Source organism: Streptomyces sp. NPDC047453, assembly GCF_040643155.1.
Lineage (GTDB): Bacteria > Actinomycetota > Actinomycetes > Streptomycetales > Streptomycetaceae > Streptomyces.
The window spans coordinates 1-17,865 of sequence record NZ_JBEYTS010000081.1 but is presented as its reverse complement, the minus strand read 5'-3'; the positions used below and the strand labels follow the sequence as shown (position 1 = coordinate 17,865).

The 17,865-nt window shown below is 72.2% G+C and carries 22 protein-coding genes; 8 read left to right on the top strand and 14 right to left on the bottom strand.

The window, feature by feature from the left end; translation table 11 throughout:
- Positions 1-31: 31 nt before the first annotated feature.
- The 3 genes from ABZ818_RS36770 to ABZ818_RS36760 all read right to left on the bottom strand — a co-directional run bounded on the left by ABZ818_RS36770 (position 32) and on the right by ABZ818_RS36760 (position 2,114).
- Entirely contained in the window at positions 32-841 is an 810-nt protein-coding gene (locus ABZ818_RS36770) for an SAM-dependent methyltransferase (protein ID WP_361424800.1), read from the bottom strand.
- A gap of 202 nt (positions 842-1,043) precedes the next feature.
- On the bottom strand, positions 1,044-1,289 hold the full coding sequence (locus tag ABZ818_RS36765; RefSeq protein WP_361424797.1) for a DUF397 domain-containing protein: 246 nt from the start codon (positions 1,287-1,289) through the stop codon (positions 1,044-1,046).
- A 3-nt stretch (positions 1,290-1,292) separates the two neighbouring features.
- On the bottom strand, positions 1,293-2,114 hold the full coding sequence (locus ABZ818_RS36760; RefSeq protein ID WP_361424843.1) for a helix-turn-helix transcriptional regulator: 822 nt from the start codon (positions 2,112-2,114) through the stop codon (positions 1,293-1,295).
- Between the two features lie 409 nt (positions 2,115-2,523).
- Here ABZ818_RS36760 and ABZ818_RS36755 point away from each other — a divergent pair, with 409 nt between their 5' ends.
- Positions 2,524-3,030, top strand: coding sequence for an ATP-binding protein (locus ABZ818_RS36755; protein ID WP_361424794.1), 507 nt, complete (start codon positions 2,524-2,526; stop codon positions 3,028-3,030).
- A gap of 107 nt (positions 3,031-3,137) precedes the next feature.
- Positions 3,138-3,839, top strand: a complete 702-nt coding sequence (locus tag ABZ818_RS36750) for a DUF6624 domain-containing protein (RefSeq protein WP_361424791.1) — start codon at positions 3,138-3,140, stop codon at positions 3,837-3,839.
- 84 nt (positions 3,840-3,923) lie between these two features.
- Here the strand turns inward: ABZ818_RS36750 and ABZ818_RS36745 are convergent, their stop codons facing one another.
- Together ABZ818_RS36745 and ABZ818_RS36740 are read right to left on the bottom strand one after the other, a co-directional pair.
- Positions 3,924-4,952, bottom strand: coding sequence for an SDR family oxidoreductase (locus tag ABZ818_RS36745; protein ID WP_361424788.1), 1,029 nt, complete (start codon positions 4,950-4,952; stop codon positions 3,924-3,926).
- 154 nt (positions 4,953-5,106) lie between these two features.
- Positions 5,107-6,126, bottom strand: a complete 1,020-nt coding sequence (locus tag ABZ818_RS36740) for a PHP domain-containing protein (RefSeq protein WP_361424785.1) — start codon at positions 6,124-6,126, stop codon at positions 5,107-5,109.
- A 188-nt stretch (positions 6,127-6,314) separates the two neighbouring features.
- Between ABZ818_RS36740 and ABZ818_RS36735 the strand changes: the two genes are divergently transcribed.
- Complete coding sequence (locus ABZ818_RS36735) at positions 6,315-6,551, top strand: hypothetical protein (RefSeq protein ID WP_361424782.1); 237 nt, start codon at positions 6,315-6,317, stop codon at positions 6,549-6,551.
- Positions 6,552-6,586: 35 nt separating this feature from the next.
- Here the strand turns inward: ABZ818_RS36735 and ABZ818_RS36730 are convergent, their stop codons facing one another.
- From ABZ818_RS36730 to ABZ818_RS36720, 3 genes are all read right to left on the bottom strand, one after another.
- The gene (locus ABZ818_RS36730; RefSeq protein ID WP_361424779.1) at positions 6,587-7,843 is read right to left on the bottom strand and encodes a family 16 glycosylhydrolase; all 1,257 of its coding nucleotides are present in this window, start codon (positions 7,841-7,843) and stop codon (positions 6,587-6,589) included.
- Positions 7,844-7,969: 126 nt separating this feature from the next.
- A complete protein-coding gene (locus ABZ818_RS36725) occupies positions 7,970-8,518 on the bottom strand; it encodes a VanZ family protein (protein WP_361424840.1) in 549 nt (182 codons plus the stop codon).
- Positions 8,519-8,612: 94 nt separating this feature from the next.
- Positions 8,613-9,047: a pentapeptide repeat-containing protein gene (locus ABZ818_RS36720; protein ID WP_361424776.1), complete on the bottom strand. Its 435-nt coding sequence runs from the start codon at positions 9,045-9,047 to the stop codon at positions 8,613-8,615.
- A gap of 230 nt (positions 9,048-9,277) precedes the next feature.
- Between ABZ818_RS36720 and ABZ818_RS36715 the strand changes: the two genes are divergently transcribed.
- Entirely contained in the window at positions 9,278-9,466 is a 189-nt protein-coding gene (locus tag ABZ818_RS36715) for a hypothetical protein (RefSeq protein WP_361424773.1), read from the top strand.
- Between the two features lie 38 nt (positions 9,467-9,504).
- Here the strand turns inward: ABZ818_RS36715 and ABZ818_RS36710 are convergent, their stop codons facing one another.
- The gene (locus tag ABZ818_RS36710) at positions 9,505-10,167 is read right to left on the bottom strand and encodes a DUF4230 domain-containing protein (RefSeq protein WP_361424770.1); all 663 of its coding nucleotides are present in this window, start codon (positions 10,165-10,167) and stop codon (positions 9,505-9,507) included.
- Positions 10,168-10,358: 191 nt separating this feature from the next.
- Here ABZ818_RS36710 and ABZ818_RS36705 point away from each other — a divergent pair, with 191 nt between their 5' ends.
- Complete coding sequence (locus ABZ818_RS36705) at positions 10,359-11,327, top strand: ribose-phosphate pyrophosphokinase (protein WP_361424837.1); 969 nt, start codon at positions 10,359-10,361, stop codon at positions 11,325-11,327.
- Between the two features lie 165 nt (positions 11,328-11,492).
- Positions 11,493-11,876 carry an anti-sigma factor antagonist gene (locus ABZ818_RS36700; protein WP_361424767.1) on the top strand — a complete coding sequence of 128 codons (384 nt, stop codon included), beginning with the start codon at positions 11,493-11,495 and terminating at the stop codon, positions 11,874-11,876.
- A 39-nt stretch (positions 11,877-11,915) separates the two neighbouring features.
- Here ABZ818_RS36700 and ABZ818_RS36695 read toward each other — a convergent pair whose 3' ends face one another.
- The 5 genes from ABZ818_RS36695 to ABZ818_RS36675 form a co-directional block, all read right to left on the bottom strand.
- Positions 11,916-12,866, bottom strand: coding sequence for an NADP-dependent oxidoreductase (locus ABZ818_RS36695; RefSeq protein WP_361424834.1), 951 nt, complete (start codon positions 12,864-12,866; stop codon positions 11,916-11,918).
- A 317-nt stretch (positions 12,867-13,183) separates the two neighbouring features.
- On the bottom strand, positions 13,184-13,483 hold the full coding sequence (locus ABZ818_RS36690; protein ID WP_361424764.1) for a DUF4235 domain-containing protein: 300 nt from the start codon (positions 13,481-13,483) through the stop codon (positions 13,184-13,186).
- 64 nt (positions 13,484-13,547) lie between these two features.
- The gene (locus tag ABZ818_RS36685; protein ID WP_361424761.1) at positions 13,548-14,567 is read right to left on the bottom strand and encodes a glutathione S-transferase C-terminal domain-containing protein; all 1,020 of its coding nucleotides are present in this window, start codon (positions 14,565-14,567) and stop codon (positions 13,548-13,550) included.
- A gap of 196 nt (positions 14,568-14,763) precedes the next feature.
- Complete coding sequence (locus ABZ818_RS36680; protein ID WP_361424758.1) at positions 14,764-15,213, bottom strand: nitroreductase family deazaflavin-dependent oxidoreductase; 450 nt, start codon at positions 15,211-15,213, stop codon at positions 14,764-14,766.
- 153 nt (positions 15,214-15,366) lie between these two features.
- A complete protein-coding gene (locus ABZ818_RS36675) occupies positions 15,367-16,002 on the bottom strand; it encodes a LysE family transporter (RefSeq protein ID WP_361424755.1) in 636 nt (211 codons plus the stop codon).
- Between the two features lie 279 nt (positions 16,003-16,281).
- Here ABZ818_RS36675 and ABZ818_RS36670 point away from each other — a divergent pair, with 279 nt between their 5' ends.
- Both ABZ818_RS36670 and ABZ818_RS36665 read left to right on the top strand, forming a co-directional pair.
- Positions 16,282-17,487, top strand: coding sequence for a cytochrome P450 (locus tag ABZ818_RS36670; protein WP_361424753.1), 1,206 nt, complete (start codon positions 16,282-16,284; stop codon positions 17,485-17,487).
- Positions 17,488-17,499: 12 nt separating this feature from the next.
- Positions 17,500-17,697: a ferredoxin gene (locus ABZ818_RS36665; protein WP_361424750.1), complete on the top strand. Its 198-nt coding sequence runs from the start codon at positions 17,500-17,502 to the stop codon at positions 17,695-17,697.
- Positions 17,698-17,865 lie beyond the last annotated feature (168 nt).

Here is a 17,865-nt window from a genome sequence, read left to right as displayed (position 1 = left end):
GGGCGCGGCCGGCGAGTCCAGCCCCGGGGTGTCAGGGCTTGCGGGCCACGCCGCCGTGGATGTCCGTGGGCTCGGGCCTGCCGCCCGGCTCGGGACGCCACAGCGGGCAGGAGACGATGCCGGGCTCGAACAGCTCGAGCCCCTCGTAGTAGGCGACCAGCTGCTCCGGGCTGCGCAGCACGTACGGAACGGCGCCGGTGTCGTCGTAGCCCTGCTGGGCCTCCTTGAGCGCCTGGTCGGTGTCGGTGCTGTCGTAGTGCACGAAGCAGCTGCCGGAGGGCAGGGCGGCCTGGAGGCGGCGGACGATCGACTTCGCCTCCTCGTAGTCCTGGACGTGGCCGAGGATGCCCATCAGCATCAGGGCCACCGGCTGGTCGAAGTCGAGGATCTCGCCCGCCCGCTCGATGATCGCCTCGGGGTCGTGCAGGTCCGCGTCGATGTACTCGGTCAGTCCCTCGGGGGTGCTGGTGAGCAGGGCCTGGGCGTGGCGCAGCACCAGCGGGTCGTTGTCGACGTAGACGATGCGCGACTCGGGGGCGATGCGCTGGGCGACCTGGTGGGTGTTGTCGTAGGTCGGCAGTCCGGTGCCGATGTCGAGGAACTGGCGGATGCCGAGGTCGCCGGCCACATAGGTCACGGCGCGGACCAGGTACTGGCGGGAGGCGCGGGCCATCGTCGCGATGGTCGGCGCGTGCTCGCGGTAGGCGTCGCCCGCGATCCGGTCGACCTCGTAGTTGTCCTTGCCGCCCATCCAGTAGTTCCAGATGCGGGCCGAGTGCGGCACCGTGGTGTCGATCTTGGACAGCGCGTCCTGGTCCGGGGTGAGCTCGCCGTCTGCCATGGGGGGTCTCCTGCCGTGCGTCCCGCGGTCGGTGTCTGTATTCAACTTAGCGTCAACGCCCTTATGTGTGGCCTGAGTTCAGGATGATGTCGAGGAGAGGCCGGGCCGCGGACCCGGACGCGGACCCGGCCGGTCCCGCGGGTCGCGGGGCCGGCCGGGGCTGTTCCGTTCGCTTCGGGACCGGTTCGTGTCCGGTTCCGGCTCAGTCCACCAGGAAGTCCGCCTGGCCCGCCTTGACGCCCCGGAGGAACGCGATCATCTCGTCCCGGCTGTAGAGCAGCGCGGGCCCCTCGGGGTCGGTGGACTGGCGGAGGGCGACCGTGCCGTCGGGCAGGCGCTTGGCCTCGACGCAGGAGCCGCCGTTGGTGCCGCTCCAGGGCTTGTGCCAGCCCTCGGTGCCCAGGTCAGCGGCCGGTATGCCGCTGTGGAGGGGAGCGTTGGATGCCATGGATCACAACTCCTTACGCAGTTCGCCCAGGATGTCCCTGGTCCGTGCGACCGGTTCCGCCTGCACGGACATCCGGTCCAGAACTTCGAGATAGGTCACGACGTCCTCCGGCCGGTCGTAGTACACCGAACCCGCGAGGTTCTCGGTGTAGACGACGTCGGGCAGTTCGGAGAAGCCGAAGCGGAAGTGGTGGAAGGGGCCGAAGGCGCCCGGGTGGGCCCCCACCCTGTAGGGCATGATCTGGATGCTGACCTTCGGCATCCGGAGCACCTCGACGAGCCGGTCCAGTTGGGCCCGCATCACCTCGGGGCCGCCGACGGGACGGCGCAGAACCGTCTCGTCCACGATGGCCCACATGGACGGGCCGTCCGGCTTGGCGAGCAGGTCCTGGCGTCTCAGGCGCAGGGCCACGCGACGGGCGATCTCCTCCTTCGATTCGTTGGGGAAGCCGACCCGCATGAGCGCGGTCGCGTAGTCGCGGGTCTGCAACAGGCCGGGCACGTAGTGCGGTTCGTAGAGGCGGATGACGCTGGCCTCGCTCTCCAGGCTCACGTACGCCTTGAACCACTCCGGCAGCACGTCGCGGTACTTGTACCACCAGCCGGGCCGGTTGGCCTCCCGGGCCAGGGTGGCGAAGTCGTCGATCTCCGCCGCGGGGACGCCGTAGGTGCGCAACAACTCCTTGACGTACGGGATGCGCAGGCCGACCTCGGCCTTCTCTATCCGGCGGACCGTCAACGGCGTGACGTCGATGGCCCGTGCCGCGTCCTCGAAGGAGACTCCGGCCTGCTCCCGCAGGTGCCGCAGACGCTTGCCGAGGACCATCCGCAGGACGGTGGGCGCGCTCCCGCCTGAGCGGTTCTCCCTCACGTCCTACCTCCCGAACGGCCGTCTTCGGGTGCAGTCTGGCACGGCGTCGAGGACGCAGGCAGGGTGTTGGCGAACGTTCTGAAATTATCAGAACGCAGGTTGCGGGCCGAGTGTGTCCGAGACCATAGTGACGGGGAGAGCTGTCGCGCAGTGGGCCGTCACACCGGGCAACTGCGCTTTTCTGCAACGAAACTGACGTTCTGCCAGACACGAACCCGGCCCGCACGGGAATGCGACGCGAGACCTGGATGGCCATCGTGACCGACGGACAGTCGAGGAGCCCGGACCCCGGCCCCGCCCGTACGCGGACGAGGGCGGCCGTCCTGACGCAGGGCGCCGCGCCGCCGCGTCCGAAGGAGGACTGATGACGGCATCCAGCGCTTGGCGCCCCGGGCCGCCGCCCGCACCGGCGGTCACCGGGCACCGTCCGGCCGGCCCCGCCGGGGTCACCGCGGACGAACCCTTCCGCGTCCGCTCCACCGTGCCCGCCGACCCCTCCTGGGCGGCGGCCGTACGGCGACTGGTCGCCGAGCAGTTCGCCCGGCTGCCGCTGTCGGCCGATCAGCGCGACGGCGCGGTGCTCGCTGCGGACGAACTGTTCGCCAACGCGGTCAAGCACGCGCGCACCGACCCGGACGACATGGTCACCGTGACCGTCGAGTGGAGCGCGCGCATCCTCCGCGTGACGGTGGCGGACTCCTCGCCGGTGCTGCCGCGACCGCGGCCGGCGGACGCGGACGCGGAGTCGGGACGCGGACTCGCCATCGTGGCCGCGCTGGCGGACGACTGGGGCATGGCGCCGCCCGAACCCGGCCGCCCCGGCAAGAGAGTGTGGTTCACGCTGCGCCGCCGCGGGGGCACGGCACCATGACGGCCTCCCCGGACCGTCCCGTGGGCACGCCCACGACATCCCGCGGACCGGATGCCTCGGACGGGAGCCCCGCGGTCCTGCCCGCCCGTGCGGTCCCGGGCACACCGGTGACGGGACCGACCGAGGCGACGGTACCGCTGGTCGGGCGGGATGCGGTGCCGCTGGCCGGGCGGGACGCGGTGCCGGCGGTGGGGCGGGATGCGGTGCCGCTGGCCGAGCGGGATGCCGTGTCGCTGGTCGGGCGGGATGCGGAGCCGGCGGTGGGGCGGGACGCGGTGCCGGCGGTAGGGCCGGACGCGGTGCCGCTGGTCGGGGAGGCCGCCTCCCTGGTGGCGGCCGAGCTGGTGCGCAGGGCCGACGCGGACCGGGAGTCGACGCGGGAGGCGGGGGCCGCGCCCACGGCGGAGCGGCGACGGAGTGTGGCCCGGTGCCGCCGGGACAACGCTGAGGCGCTCGCGGTGATCGTGCGCCTGCACGGCTGGCCGGCCGTCGAGGCCGTCGGCGAGGCCGCCTCGACGGCCGCCTTGATGATCCTGCTGCACGCCCCGGACCTGGGCTTCCGGATGCGGTGCCGGGATCTGATCGCCCAGGCCACGGCGGACGGCCGCTGCCCCGCGGTGCACCTGGCCTACATCGCCGACCACTGCGCCGTGGAACTGGGCGAGCCGCAGTTCTACGGGACGCGAATCAACCCCGTGACGTTGCGCCCGTACCCCGTGCGCCGCCCGCAGACCCTCGACGAGCGCCGCCGGGACGTCGGACTCGGTCCGCTGGAGGAACAGATGCGGGCGCTGCGGGCGCACGGCTGACACCTCCGGGGCCGTGGCCCGTGGCCCGGCTCCCCTCGGGGGACCCCTGCCGTTGCCGAGCGCAGGCCCCGGCGCGGCCCTGGCTCACCCGGCCTTGCGGCCCCGGAGCGGCTCCGTGTCCTCGCCCTCGCCCCGCTGCAACCCCTCGAGGAACTCCTGGAGGACCTCCGTCGCCGTACGCTCCGGGCGCCAGCCCAGTTCGGTGTGGGCCCGGGTGCAGTCCATCAGGGGGAGGTGGAGGACCGCGTCGAACAGCTGGGGGGAGGCGGGCAGCAGGCGCAGCCCCCACGCGGCTGCGATCGCCGAGCGGGCGGCGATGCGCGGCAGCCGTACGGGCCGGGAGCCGAGCAGCTCGCCCAGCACCTGCGCGTCGAGTGGCGGCTCGGCGGCCAGATTGAACGCGCCCCGCACCTCTTGCGCGAGCGCCAGCCGGTAGGCCCGGGCGGCGTCGTCCGTGTGCAGCGCCTGTACCCGCAGGCCCGGGACGTCCGGCAGGAACGGCATCAACTCGGGCCGGGCCAGCTGCCCCGGCAGGAACCGGCCGCCGAAGATCCGGCGCTGCTCGCTCGCCGACTCCCGCTTGAACAGGAAGGCCGGGCGCATCCGGACCACCCGCACGTCCGGATGGTCCCGCTCGAAGGTGTCCAGGGCCCGTTCCAGATACGCCTTCTCCCGGGAGTACGCGGCGTCCGGCCAGCCGTGGGTCGGCCACGACTCGTCCACCGCGTGGTCCTTCGGCCCCGGTGAGTACGCGCCGACCGACGAGGCGTGCACCAGGACCGGCACCCGTGCGGTGGCCACCGCGTCGAAGACCCGGATGCTCCCCAGCACGTTGGTGCGCCAGGTGGCTGCCGGATCGTGCGTGGGCTGGAAGGCCCAGGCCAGATGGATCACGGCGTCGGCGCCCGCGAACTCCCCGGCCAGCCCGGACTGCTCGAAGGACACGTCCACCGCCGACCACTGCGTCTTCGGCGGCGACCACTGTGGGATCCGGCGGGCCAGTCCCCGGATGGACCCGATCTCCGGATCCTCGGAGAGGACGCGTACGACACTCGTGCCGACATTGCCGGTGGCGCCCGTGACGACGACCCGGCTGCCCGAAGCGCTGCTCACCCTCGGCTCCTCTCGGCGGCGGCTGACAGTGCGGTCCACCGAGTACCCGGTCCCGGCCGGCCGACGCGGACGCACGGGCACGGACCGTATGGCCGCGGACCGCATGGACGGGCGCCGCACGGGCGAGCGCCGAGGGATGCGCGGGCGGCACGCCTCACGGCGTCCGGCGCCCGCGGGTCCAGCTCAGCAGCTGCTCCCCGGTCCACGTGGTCACCACGCGCTCCGGGGGCACCCCGCACTCCTCGGCCCGCGCGCACCCGTGGATCTGCCAGTCCAGCTGGCCTGGCGCGTGGGCGTCGGTGTCGATGGAGAACAGCACGCCGGCCTCGACGGCCCGGCGCAGCAGCCGCCGCGGCGGGTCCAGCCGCTCCGGGCGGCTGTTGATCTCCACGGCCGTGCCGGTCTCGGCGCACGCGGCGAACACCGCGTCCGCGTCGAACTCCGACTCCGGCCGACCCCGCCCGGTCAGCAGCCGTCCGGTGCAGTGGCCGAGGACGTCGGAGTGCGGATCGCGTACGGCGGCCACCATGCGGCGGGTCATCGACCGGGCGTCCATCCGCAGTTTGGAGTGCACCGACACCACCACGACGTCCAGCCGCTCCAGCAGCTCCGGCTCCTGGTCGAGCGAGCCGTCGTCGAGGATGTCGCACTCGATGCCGGTCAGCAGCCGGAACGGCGCCCACGTCCGGTTCAGCTCCGCGACCACCTCCAGCTGCTCGCGCAGCCGCTCGGCGGACAGCCCGCGGGCCACCGTCAGCCGCGGCGAGTGGTCCGTGAGTACCGCCCACTCGTGCCCGAGGCGCGCCGCGGTCCGGCCCATCTCCTCGATCGGGCTACCGCCGTCGGACCAGTCGGAGTGCAGATGGCAGTCGCCGCGCAGCAGCGCCCGCAGCCGTTCGCCGCCCGCGACGAGCGGTTCGTCCGCCTCGTCCTCCAGGTTCCGCAGATAGCCGGGCACCTGCCCGGCCAGTGCCTCCCGCACCACCTGGGCGGTTTTCGGACCGACGCCCTTGAGCGACTGGAGCGTCCCGGCCGTGGCGCGCTCGGCCACCTCGCGCTCGGGCAGCCCGGACAGCACCCGGGCGGCGGTGCGGAAGGCGCGCACCCGGTAGGTCGGCGCCAGGGACCGCTCCAGCAGGAAGGCGATCCGGTCCAGTGCCTCGACAGGGTCCATCGTCACCTCCACCCCCAGGGTTCCCCGGCGCCACCGGGACCGCACCACACGGCACCGGAAGGCACCCGACGGGCCGGCCCGGAGGCTTCCGGGCCGGCCCGTCGGGGCGGACGCCGCGGCGGCGCGGAACCCCGGGCCCGGTGGCGCCGGAAACCCGTCGCCGCGGTCGGCGTTCTAGGCTGGATGGCATGACCGAAGTCGCTACCCCGTACATCGCGCGGCCGCGGATCCTCGTACTCGGCGTGCAGCCGGGCAGTCCGCCCTTCCGTATCGTGGAGATCGACGGTGAGGTGGTCGGCGAGGCGAAGACCGTCATCGACGTCCTCGAAGCCGCCGCCGCCTTCGGCATCAGCGTCCACGACCTCGACGATCCGGACGTGATCCGCTGGGTCGGCGGCGACAAGTTCACCTGGACCGTGCACTAGCCGCGTGCACTAGCCGTCAGCACCGGTCCACGGGCTCAGCCCACCGTCCACTTCTGGTTGGCGCCGCCCGTGCAGGTCCAGATCTGGAGCCGGGTGCCGTTGGCGGAGTTGTTTCCGGTGACGTCCAGACACTTGTTCGCCTGCGGGTTGACGATGTCGTGCGCCGAGGAGACGACCCACTTCTGGTTCGCGCCGCCGCCGCAGTCCCACAACTGGACGGTGGAGCCGTCCGCGGTGCCGCGGTCCGTGACGTCCAGGCACTTGCCGAGCGCGCGCAGGGTGCCGTCCGAGGCGACCGTCCACTGCTGGGCCGCGGTGCCGTTGCAGTCGTAGAGCTGCACCGGGGTGCCGTTGGCGGAGTTCGCCCCGGCCACGTCCACGCACTTGCCGGCCAGCCCGCGGATCGCACCGCCGACGGACGTGTCGCTCGTGGTCACCGAGACCGAGTCGACCACGAGCTGCTGCGGGAAGGAGGTGGAGCCGTCCGGGTCGCCCGGCCAGTAGCCGCCCACGGCCAGGTTCAGGATCAGGAAGAACGGCTTGTTGAACACCCACGTCCTGCCGCCCAGGTCGGCCGGCGTGCGCCGCTGGTAGACGTTGCCGTCCACGGACCAGGTGATCGAGTCCGGCGCCCAGTCGACGGCGAAGGTGTGGAAGGCGTCCGCGAAGGCCTGTCCGTTCGGCAGCGTGTAGCCCGCGCCGATGCCGCCCGAGCCGGAGTAGCCGGGGCCGTGGATGGTGCCGTGGACGGTGGACGGCTCGAAACCGACGTTCTCCATGATGTCGATCTCGCCGGAGTCGGGCCAGTTGACCGGCGTCCCGAGCATCCAGAACGCGGGCCACATGCCCTGCCCCCGCGGGACCTTCATCCGGGCCTCGACGTGCCCGTACTGCGCGGTGAACTTCCCGGAGGTGTTCAGGCGGGCCGAGGTGTACTGACAGGTGCCGTACCAGCACTGATAGTTGGAGGGGTTCTCGCGCCGGGCGGTGATCACCAGATGGCCCTGGCCGTCGAGCGCCGCGTTCTTGTTGCCCGACGTGTAGTACTGCCGTTCGTGGTTGTTGACGTTGTCGCCGGTCTCGATCTGCCACTTGGAGGAGTCGACGGCCGCGCCGGCGGGGCCGTCGAAGTTGTCGGAGAACGTGACGGCGGCGGCCGCCTTCGGGGTGACCGCCGTGGGGGTGGCCGCCTTCGGCGAGTCGGCCCGTGCCGGGACGACGGCGGCGGAGCCGACCAGGACGGCGGACAGGGCGGCGAACAGGCATCTGCGGAGCAGGCGTGGACGGGCCACGGCTCTCCTTTCCGTGCGGCGGTCCGGGCCCGGGCCGCCGACCGTTGTGGGGGGTGAATGTGTCGCCCTTGATTCAAGGAGTGAGATAAGGGGCCGTCAATATGTGGTACGGACCAATTCCGGCCATCACTCACGCGTCTTGCGCGCGTGTACGGCCCGGCCCATCCTCCGGCCCAGGAGCAGGTAACCCAGCAGCGCGCCGATGGTGTTGAGGACGACGTCGTCGATGTCGAAGGCCCGCCCGGTGATCAGGGCGCCCTGCGCGAACTCCACCAGCAGCATCACCGTCGCGGTCAGCAGCAGCACCCGCAGGGCTCCGCGGGCCCCCGGCGCCACGATCGGCACCAGCACGCCGAACGGCATACCGAGCAGCACGTTTCCGCCGATCTGCTTGACCGCCTCCTGCGTCCCCGCTCCCTCCAGATAGGCCCGAAGCGAGCTTCCCGGACGCAGATTGCTGTGCGCGATGGACGCCGACGCGGGTGACGGCTCCAGTGTCAGCTGCGCCAGGACGACCGCGAACGCCACCATGAAGGCGAAGGCGCACAGCATCGCCAGCAGCCGCAGCGGCCGGGCCAGCGGCCGGCGGGCACCTCCGGCCCGCCGCTCGGCGGTCCCGGACCGGCCCTTGCGCCGGCGGAAAACGGTACGCGGACTGATCGCCACACGGGCCATGCCGGTCCTCTCGGTCGTCAACTCCCTTGTCTCGTAGGCCGGTTACCCGCGAACCCGCCGAGGATGCCCTGCCCTGCCCGGCCTGGGCGCGCCGCTACGCCATGGGGTCGGCCTCGACCGGCCATCCGATGACGTCGTCCAGTTGGACGTCGCGCAGGATCGCTCCCTCGAGGCGGACCCCGGTGACATTGGTGAGGCCGTGCGGTGGTCTGCCGCTGTTCACCGAGCCGAACGTGGCGTCGGTGAGGTCCGCGTCGCGGAGGTCGGCATCGCGGAGATCGCAGCCGGACAGCGACACTCCGCGAAGTGACGCCCCGCGCAGATCCGCACCGCTCAGATCGCAGAACGTGAACGAGCAGCCGTCCAGGGTGGCCTGCCGCAGATCGGCTCCCGCGAACGAGCATCGCGTGAAGCGCAACTCCGAGGGGCGAGCAGAGGCCAGTGTCTGGCCGGTGAAGTCCTCCCCGTTCAGAGCCGTGTAGCGCGGGAGCGTGGCGAGTCGATGCCTCGCGTTCAGGGACTTGGTCATGGTCGCCAGCCTGCCAGCCGCCCCCGGCGGGAGCCCACGGATTTCCCACGGCCCGCCGCAACAGTGGACGATCGGGCGCGCCAGGGACTACGCGCAACCTCAAGCCCGCGCGCACGCGGCATGGTCCGCGCCCTGCGCTGAGCCGCGGCGGCTCACGTGCCACAGTGGGGCTCCCGAGACGAACATGACGACGAGAAGCCGAGGTCATGAGCAATCACTGCTGTGATGCGATGAGCAGCCACGTGAACAGGCGCTGCGACCAGCACGACGGCCTCTTCGCCTGTCCGGATGTCCTGATCGGCTACAGCGCCGAGTCCCAGGAGTACGGGCTGATCATCCATGATGGCGGCACATCGAGCATCGCCATCGACTTCTGTCCCTGGTGCGGAAGACGTCTCCCGGAGTCGCCGCGGGAGTGACGGAACGTCCTGCGCACGCGCCGGAGGGAGCCGGCTGCTCAGGGCCCGTACGTGACGTGTACCTCCTTGAAGCCGAGGGACTTGAGCAGGCCTTCGAGCATGCGGGTGGTGTTGGTCTCGGCCCGGGCCGTCAGGCCGCTGGCCTTCGCCGCGTCGGCGATGTGCTTGACCGCGAGTCGCTGTACGGCCTGCTCGCTGTTGGGGTTGTCGGAGAACAGGTCGCCCAGGCGGTCGAGCAGGCCGCGCTGCTTGGAGACGGCGTAGGAGTGGTCCGCGTCCAGGGCCGGGCGGCCGAGTCGTGCGCGAGGCAGCCGCAGCGTGGCCGAGGTGCGGTCACCGTCGACCGTCACGTCCTGGTCGCCGAGCCGGCCGAGGTCCACGTAGGCGTCCACGGTGCCGGCCCCGACGTACAGGGTGCGAGTGCCGCGGATCGCGTCGGGCAGGTACTTGCTGTCCTTCTCCAGGTCCACGACGACCTGGAAGTTGCCGGAGGCGGCGTCGTAACGGCTCAGGTCCTGGATCGACTTCAAGAGCGCGGGGCCCGAGCGGTCGTGCGTCTCGGTGCCGAACAGGTCCTTGATGCCGGGCAGCACGGCCAGCGCGACACCGGCGAACAGCAGCGCGAGCACCACCACGACGGCACTCACCGCCTTCGCCCAGCCGGGCATGCGCCGGGTGGCTCGCTCGGGGGGAGTCGTCATCCCACGGTTCTCCTTCCTCCCTCCTGAGAATGCCCGCCAAATCCACTGCCAGACAGGACAGTTGGACGGGTCCAGGGCGGTTGCGGCCCGCCGGGGGCCCGCCTTGCCCCGACGGCGGCGTACCGCGGCCCTTCACCGGGCGATCAGTAGCATGAGCCGGGAGTCGGAAAATGATCAGCGAGGAGCGGATCGTGCGAGACATCGCGGTGTTCAGCGGTAGCGCCCACCCCGACCTGGCGGCGGAGGTCTGCGCCCATCTGGGTGTGCCCCTCAGTCCGGCGCGGGTCAGCCGGTTCGCCAACGACTGCCTGGAGGTGCAGCTCCGGGCGAACTGCCGGGAGCGGGACGTCTTCCTCATCCAGCCGCTGGTCAAGCCGGTGCAGGAGCATCTCGTGGAGCTGCTGCTGATGTGCGACGCGGCCCGCGGCGCCTCCGCCGGGCGAATCACCGTCGTGATGCCGCACTACTCCTACGCCCGCTCCGACAAGAAGGACGCGCCGCGTATCTCGCTGGGCGGCCGGCTGGTGGCCGATCTGCTGGTCGCGGCGGGCGCGAGCCGCGTCCTGGCGATGACGCTGCACGCCCCGCAGGTGCACGGTTTCTTCTCGGTGCCCGTCGACCATCTGCACGCGCTGCGCGAACTCGCCGAGCACTTCCGGCAGTACGACCTGTCCCGCACCACCGTGGTCTCCCCGGACCTGGGCAACGCCAAGGAGGCGGCCGCGTTCGCCCGGATGATCGGAGCCCGGGTGGCCGCCGGGGCCAAGCAGCGCTACGCCGACGACCGGGTGACCATCAGCTCCGTCATCGGTGATGTGGCCGGGCGGGACGTCATCGTGCTGGACGACGAGATCGCCAAGGGCAGCACGGTGCTCGAACTGCTCGACCGGCTGCGCGAGTTGGGGCCCCGATCCATCCGTGTCGCCTGCACCCACGGCCTGTTCGCGGCGGGCGCCCTCAAACGGCTGACCGAGCAGAGCGACGTCCTGGAGATCGTGTGCACCAACACCGTGCCGGTGCCGGTGGGGGACGAGGAGTACCGGGCCCACAAGGACAAGCTGCGGATCCTGTCCATCGCCCCGGCCCTCGCGGAGGCCGTACGCCGCATCCACAACGGCGAGTCGGTCAGCGCTCTGTTCGACCCGCCGACCACCGAGTAGCCGTAGTCGGCTGCAATTCGGAGACATATGTCAACCGAACATGCTGGAATTCACTCCTACGGGGGTAACTTGCAGAATATGTAGGGGTGTTGGGCCCCGAAGGCCGGGGGATGCTGTGATCTCCGAGCCCGTCGTACTTGGAGCCGGTTGGAGGGGAATGCCGTCGTGCAGCAGGATCCCGCGCCGCCGTTCACCCGGCATCTGCGCGTCCATCGGGACCGCGGGCACACCGTGCTGGAGTTCCGCGGCGAGATCGACATCGCCGCGGAGGCACAGATCGCCCCCCACATCGACCGGGCCACCGCACGGCCCGGGGCCCGGGTCGTGATCGACCTGAGCCGGGTGGACTTCTTCGACTGCTCGGGGCTGCGCCTGCTGTACCGGGCCCGCGGCCTGGCCCTCGACCACGGCGGAGAGCTGCACCTGGTGTGCACGCACCCGCTGACCCTGCGCATCCTGAAGGTCACCGGGCTCTCCCGGCTGCTGCCCCCGCAGCCGACGCTGGAGGCGGCGCTGGAACAGCACGGGGCCGCGTCCGGCTCCGTGTGAGCGGGCGCATCGGCGTACGGTGTGCCCGGTCCCGGGGCGTCAGTCCATCAGCAGGACCAGCTTGCCCGTGGTGCGGCCGGTTTCGCCGAGTTCGTGCGCCCTGGCGGCCTCGGCCAGCGGAAAGGTGCCGGCGATCGTGGCGCGCAGCCTGCCCTGTTCGACGAGCTGCGTGACCGCCTTCATGCCGTGGTGGTCGGCGTCGACGAGCATCCGGACCGCCCGTACGCCGAGCCGCTCGGCCTCCTGGTAGAGGTCGTCGGAGCCGACCGGCAGGATCGACACCAGGAGCCCGCCAGGGCGCAGCACCCGCAGCGAACGGAGCGAGGTGTCGCCACCGATGGTGTCCAGCACGACGTCGACGTCCCGTACGGCCTCGGTGAAGTCGGTGGAACGGTAGTCGACCGGCTCGTCCACGCCGATGCCGCGCAGGAAGTCGTGCTTGCCCGCGCCGGCGGTGCCGAAGACGTACGCGCCGCGCGCCTTGGCGATCTGCACGGCCACATGACCGACCCCGCCGGCCGCCGCGTGGATCAGCACGCGCTGCCCCGCCCGGAGATCCGCCCGCTCCACCAGCGCCTGCCACGCGGTCAGCGACACCAGCGGCAGCGCGCCCGCCCCGGTGTGGTCGATCCCGCCCGGCTTCGGCGCGAAGGCCCGGGCCGGAGCGGTCACGTACTCGGCGTGCGAGCCGTGGCCGAACGGGTACGGCAGCATGCCGAAGACCTCGTCCCCGGGTTGGAACAGGGAGGCTCCGATGCCCGTCGCCTCGACCACCCCGGAGACGTCCCAGCCCAGGACGAACGGTGGTTCACCGAGGAAGCCGCCGTTGGCCCGGTGTTTCCAGTCCGTGGGGTTCACCCCGGCGGCGCGCACCCGCACCAGCACCTCGTTGGGCCTGGGCACGGGCCGCTCCAGTTCGATTTCCCGCAGCACCTCGGGACCGCCGAGGACGTCCTGACCGATCGCGCGCATCGTCTCCATGCCGTTCATGGTGAACGAGCCCGCCCGCGCCCGCCCGCTCATCCGGCGGCGCGTCCCCGGGCCCGGACTCCTCTGGTGCGGCAGGCGCCTGACGGGTGGCCGGTGCGGCCGGGGTTCGCCCGCGGCGCGTGCCTGAATCCGCGGGTTGTACGAGGAACGCAACTGCTCCGACCCGGCCGGCCACACCTTCACCCTCCGCCGCGTCCACCAGGCCGGCCCCCAACAGGGCTGACCGGGGCGGGCGGCTGTGGCCGGGCTCCCTGCCGGGCGCCGCGCCGGTCATGGCCCCGGCGGCTGCGGTCACCGGGGTTCCCCGGCGGCGAGGGTCAGTCGTGGTCGTCCCTGACCTTGGCGGGCCAGACGCCGAGCGAGCGCTCGACGGCGGTGGCGCCCGCCCGGTCGACGGCGCTGCGCACGACGGCGAAGATGGCGCCCTGGACGGCCGCGGCGAGCAGGATCTCGCCCCAGCGGCGGTCATGGTCGAGCGCCTCGGGAGCCTCCTCCTCGTGGCGGATGGCCTTCCACGTCGCGCGGAACGCCAAGCCCGCCAGCGTGCCGCCGACCCAGCCCAGCACGAAGCCGACGGGCTGGTAGGCGAGCGGGATCTTGTGCTTCTTCCTGGCCATCGGTGTCTCCTCTGCCGGTACGGGGGTTGCCGGTACGGGGGTTGCCGGTACGGGGCCGGGGCTGTCAGGGCCGGCCTCGCGGCGGAACCTCTTCGCCGGGCCGTACGGGACCCGGAGGGGTCCCGTCGCCGAAGGGGCGCCCGCCGAGTTCCTCACGGTGGTGCGGGCTCAGCCAGCCCGACAGGTCCGGTCCGAGCGGCACGATCCGGGTCGGGTTGAGCCCCGTGTGCACCTGGTAGTAGTGCCGCTTGATGTGGTCGAAGTCGACCGTGTCCCCGAAACCGGGAGTCTGGTACAGGTCCCGGCTGTACGCCCACAGCACGGGGTTCTCGGCGAGCTTCCACAGGTTGCACTTGAAGTGGCCGTGGTAGACGGCGTCGAACCGGACCAGCGTGGTGAACAGCCGGATGTCCGCCTCGGTGATCGTGTCGCCCACGAGGTAGCGCTGCCCGGCCAGGCGGGACGCCAGCAGCTCCAGCCGCCGGAACACGCCCGCGCAGGCGGCCTCGTACTCCTCCTGGTTCGTGGCGAACCCCGCCCGGTACACGCCGTTGTTGACGTCCTCGTAGACCTCCGCCATCACCGTGTCGATCTCGTCGCGCCGCGCCCGCGGGTACAGATCCGGCGCGCCCGGCCGGTGCAGCGCGCTCCACTCGGTGGCGAGGTCGAGCGTGATCTGCTGGAAGTCGTTGGTGACCAGCTCGCCGCTCGGCACGTCGACGACCGCGGGGACGCTCACCCCGCCGGGGTAGCCGGTTTCCCGCCGGTCGTAGGCCTCGCTGAGGAAACGGATCCCGAGCGCGGGATCCCGGCCGTCGGCGTCGAGGGTGAAACGCCAGCTCCGGTCGTCCTGGATCGGATCCACGACGGCCAGCGACAGGGCGTCCTCCAGCCCCAGCAGCCGCCGTGAGACCAGTGACCTGCTCGCCCACGGGCAGGCACGGCTGACCACCAGCCGGTAGCGTCCGGCCTCCACCGGCCAGCCGTCCCGCCCGTCGGCGGTGATCCGGTCCGCGAAGTGGCTCCTGGATCGCTTGAAGGCCTTGTGGCCGTAGGCGCTGTTGCCCTCGCCCCCGCCGTTCATGTGTCCTCCCTGCTCGACGGATGTCCTGGTGAACACGTTCCCCGAAATCCGCCGGCGGCACGGCGTGGGGCGCGGCGGCGGGGGGGGGAGCGGGCACGAAAGGGCCCCGCCGCGACGGGGGAGCGCGGCGGGGCCTGACAGACGCATGCCCGGACGGGACGGGCTCATGCCTCCCGGCCGGATTTTCTCGCGCGACTCACTTCCCGGCGGCCGGTTCCAGCACGAAGACCGGGATCTCCCGCGAGGTCTTCTCCTGGTACTCGGCGTACGGGGGGAACGCGGCCACGGCCCGCTCCCACCACCGCGCCTTCTCCGCGCCGGTGACCTCACGGGCCGTCATGTCCTGCTTGACCGGACCGTCCTGGAGCTCGACGCGGGGGTCGGCCCTGAGGTTGAAGTACCAGAACGGGTGCTTGGGCGCACCGCCCTGGGAGGCCACCACGGCGTACTGCCCCTCGTGCTCCACGCGCATCAGCGGAGTCTTGCGGATCCTGCCGCTCCGAGCGCCCACGGTGGTCAGCAGGATCACGGGCAGTCCCGTCTCCCGCAGCGTGGTCCCCTTGGTGCCGCCGGAGCCCTCGTACAGCTCCACCTGCTCCCGCACCCACTGCGTCGGGCTGGGCTCGTACTCGCCCTCAAGAGCCATGCCGGCCGTCCTCTCGTCGCATCCCGTGACCGATGGTGCAACGCCATTCAACATCCGCACCCCCACGATTCATCCCCACCGCGCCGCCCTGTGGGCGGGGCGCGTCCCTCGCGGGCGGGGCGCGTCCCCGTGGGCGTACCGGGGGCGGGCCGCTTACGTCGGCGGCAGGAGCATTCGTACTGCCAAGGCCGTGATTACGGTGCTGGACGCCAGGGTTGTCACCAGGCGTCCCCGGTGGCTCGTCAGGGTGCGGCCGAGCAGGGCGCCGCCGCTGGCGAGCAGGAGTTGCCAGCTCGCGGAGGCGGCGAGGGCCGCCAGTACGAACACCGCCTGCTGGGACGGTGGCGCGGCCTGTGTGCCACGGGTGCCGAGCACCAGCGCCGCGAAGTAGACCAGCGTGGTGGGGTTGAGCAGGGTGATCCCGAGCAGCGCCAGGTAGGCACGGGCCGTGCTCGGCGGCGGCGGTGGGGCGGTGCGGGCGGCGAGCCGGTGCCCGCGGTACCGCCGCACCGCGCCGACCGCGCCCCGGACGGCCAGCGCGGCGAGCAGCAGGGCCGACGCCCAGCGCAGCGGCACGAGGACCGGCCGCAGCGCGGCGGCCAGGGCCGAGCCGCCGAGGGCGGCGAGCAGGGCGTAGAGGCCGTCGGCCGTCGCCACGCCGAGCGCGGCGCACACGCCGGTCCGCAGGGACGTACGGGCGGTCAGGGTGACGAGATAGGTCGCGACGGCGCCGACGGGCACGGCGATGCCGTAGCCCGCGAGCAGGCCCGCGATGAGCGTGGTGCTCACGACCGCGGCGGACCGGGCCTCCGGAGACGGCCGGGCTGCTGCTGGGACCGCGCGGAGAGATCGGCGGCGGACGGCAGCGGCGGGAACACATCGGTCGTGGACATGGCCGGATCCTGCAGCCCGCGCGGTATCGGCGGCAACCGAATTACGATGCGGAATGGGTGGTTCCCAGCCAGATCCCGCAGGTCCCCGATCTGGCCGAACTTGATGTCGTGTCCTAGGTGCCCCGGGCATCTAATGAAGATCGGCACGACGCATCCTTCGTCTGCGAGGTCTTCCATGACAGACCTGACCGAACTGTCCGAGCCCGTCTCCTTCCCTCAGGACCGGGCCTGCCCCTACCACCCGCCCACCGGGTACGACCCGCTGCGCACCGCCCGGCCGCTGGCCCGCATCCGGCTCTACGACGGCCGCCCGGCCTGGCTCGTGACCGGCCACGCCGTCGCCCGTGACCTGCTGGTGGACCCCCGGCTGTCCACCGACCGCACCCGCTCGGGCTTCCCGGCCACCACGCCCCGCTTCGCCGCGGTCCGCGACCGCAAGCCGGCGCTCCTGGGCGTCGACGACCCCAAGCACCGCACCCAGCGGCGGATGATGATCCCGAGCTTCACCCTCAAGCGCGCCACCGAGCTGAGGCCGCGCATCCAGAAGATCGTCGACGAACTGCTGGACGCGATGATCGCGCAGGGACCGCCCGTCGACCTGGTGCGCGCCTTCGCGCTGCCGGTGCCGTCCATGGTGATCTGCGCCCTGCTCGGCGTGCCCTACGCCGACCACGAGTTCTTCGAGGAGCAGTCGAGGCTGCTGCTGCGCGGACCGACGGCCGAGGACACGCAGGACGCCCGGGACCGGCTGGCGACGTACCTGGAGGAGCTGATCGACCAGAAGCGGCGGCAGCCCGGCGAGGGCCTGCTGGACGAACTCGTCCAGCAGCGGCTGAGCGAGGGCGAGCTGGAGCGCGAGGAGCTGACCGCGCTGGCGATGATCCTCCTGGTCGCGGGCCACGAGACCACCGCCAACATGATCTCCCTGGGCACCTACACGCTCCTGCTGCACCCCGACCGGCTGACCGAGCTGCGCGCCGACCCCTCGCTGCTGCCGGACGCGATCGAGGAACTCATGCGGATGCTGTCCATCGCGGACGGGCTGCTGCGGCAGGCCACCGAGGACATCGAGATCGCCGGGACCACGATCAGGGCCGGGGACGGCGTGGTCTTCTCCACCTCCGTCATCAACCGCGACGAGGAGGTCTACCCGGCGCCCGACACCCTCGACTTCCACCGTTCGGCCCGCCACCACGTCGCCTTCGGCTTCGGCATCCACCAGTGCCTCGGCCAGAACCTCGCCCGTACCGAGCTGGAGATCGCCCTGCGCTCGCTCCTCGAACGGCTGCCGGGGCTCCGGCTCGCCGCCCCGGCGCAGGAGATCCCCTTCAAACCCGGCGACACCATCCAGGGGATGCTGGAACTCCCCGTCAGCTGGTAAGAGGCTGCCGTCATGCACATCGAGATCGACAAGGACCGCTGCATCGGCGCCGGACAGTGCGCCCTGACCGCGCCGGGTGTGTTCACCCAGGACGACGACGGCTTCAGTGCCCTGCTGCCCGGCAAGGAGGACGGCGCCGGCGACCCGATGGTCCGGGAGGCTGCCCGGGCCTGCCCCGTGGGCGCCATCACGCTGTCCGACGACGAGTGAGCGGGCCACGCCGACCGCCGGGGGCCCGGCGGGCGCGGGGGGCGGCGGGGGGGGCGCGGGCCCCGGGGGGGCGGGGCTCGCGGGGGGCCCCCGCGGGGGGCGGGGAGTGGGGTTCCGGGGTGCCGGGGGTTCCTTCCGGCCGGCGGTGCTTGTGGACGGGCAGCTTGT

Bases quoted from the DNA above. Each gene is read 5' to 3' on its own strand.
- ABZ818_RS36770 (WP_361424800.1), bottom strand. From the start codon at position 841: ATGGCAGACGGCGAGCTCACCCCGGACCAGGACGCGCTGTCCAAGATC.
- ABZ818_RS36765 (WP_361424797.1), bottom strand. From the start codon at position 1,289: ATGGCATCCAACGCTCCCCTCCACAGCGGCATACCGGCCGCTGACCTG.
- ABZ818_RS36760 (WP_361424843.1), bottom strand. From the start codon at position 2,114: ATGGTCCTCGGCAAGCGTCTGCGGCACCTGCGGGAGCAGGCCGGAGTC.
- ABZ818_RS36755 (WP_361424794.1), top strand. From the start codon at position 2,524: ATGACGGCATCCAGCGCTTGGCGCCCCGGGCCGCCGCCCGCACCGGCG.
- ABZ818_RS36740 (WP_361424785.1), bottom strand. From the start codon at position 6,126: ATGGACCCTGTCGAGGCACTGGACCGGATCGCCTTCCTGCTGGAGCGG.
- ABZ818_RS36735 (WP_361424782.1), top strand. From the start codon at position 6,315: ATGACCGAAGTCGCTACCCCGTACATCGCGCGGCCGCGGATCCTCGTA.
- ABZ818_RS36725 (WP_361424840.1), bottom strand. From the start codon at position 8,518: ATGGCCCGTGTGGCGATCAGTCCGCGTACCGTTTTCCGCCGGCGCAAG.
- ABZ818_RS36720 (WP_361424776.1), bottom strand. From the start codon at position 9,047: ATGACCAAGTCCCTGAACGCGAGGCATCGACTCGCCACGCTCCCGCGC.
- ABZ818_RS36715 (WP_361424773.1), top strand. From the start codon at position 9,278: ATGAGCAGCCACGTGAACAGGCGCTGCGACCAGCACGACGGCCTCTTC.
- ABZ818_RS36710 (WP_361424770.1), bottom strand. From the start codon at position 10,167: ATGACGACTCCCCCCGAGCGAGCCACCCGGCGCATGCCCGGCTGGGCG.
- ABZ818_RS36695 (WP_361424834.1), bottom strand. From the start codon at position 12,866: ATGAACGGCATGGAGACGATGCGCGCGATCGGTCAGGACGTCCTCGGC.
- ABZ818_RS36690 (WP_361424764.1), bottom strand. From the start codon at position 13,483: ATGGCCAGGAAGAAGCACAAGATCCCGCTCGCCTACCAGCCCGTCGGC.
- ABZ818_RS36685 (WP_361424761.1), bottom strand. From the start codon at position 14,567: ATGAACGGCGGGGGCGAGGGCAACAGCGCCTACGGCCACAAGGCCTTC.
- ABZ818_RS36680 (WP_361424758.1), bottom strand. From the start codon at position 15,213: ATGGCTCTTGAGGGCGAGTACGAGCCCAGCCCGACGCAGTGGGTGCGG.
- ABZ818_RS36670 (WP_361424753.1), top strand. From the start codon at position 16,282: ATGACAGACCTGACCGAACTGTCCGAGCCCGTCTCCTTCCCTCAGGAC.
- ABZ818_RS36665 (WP_361424750.1), top strand. From the start codon at position 17,500: ATGCACATCGAGATCGACAAGGACCGCTGCATCGGCGCCGGACAGTGC.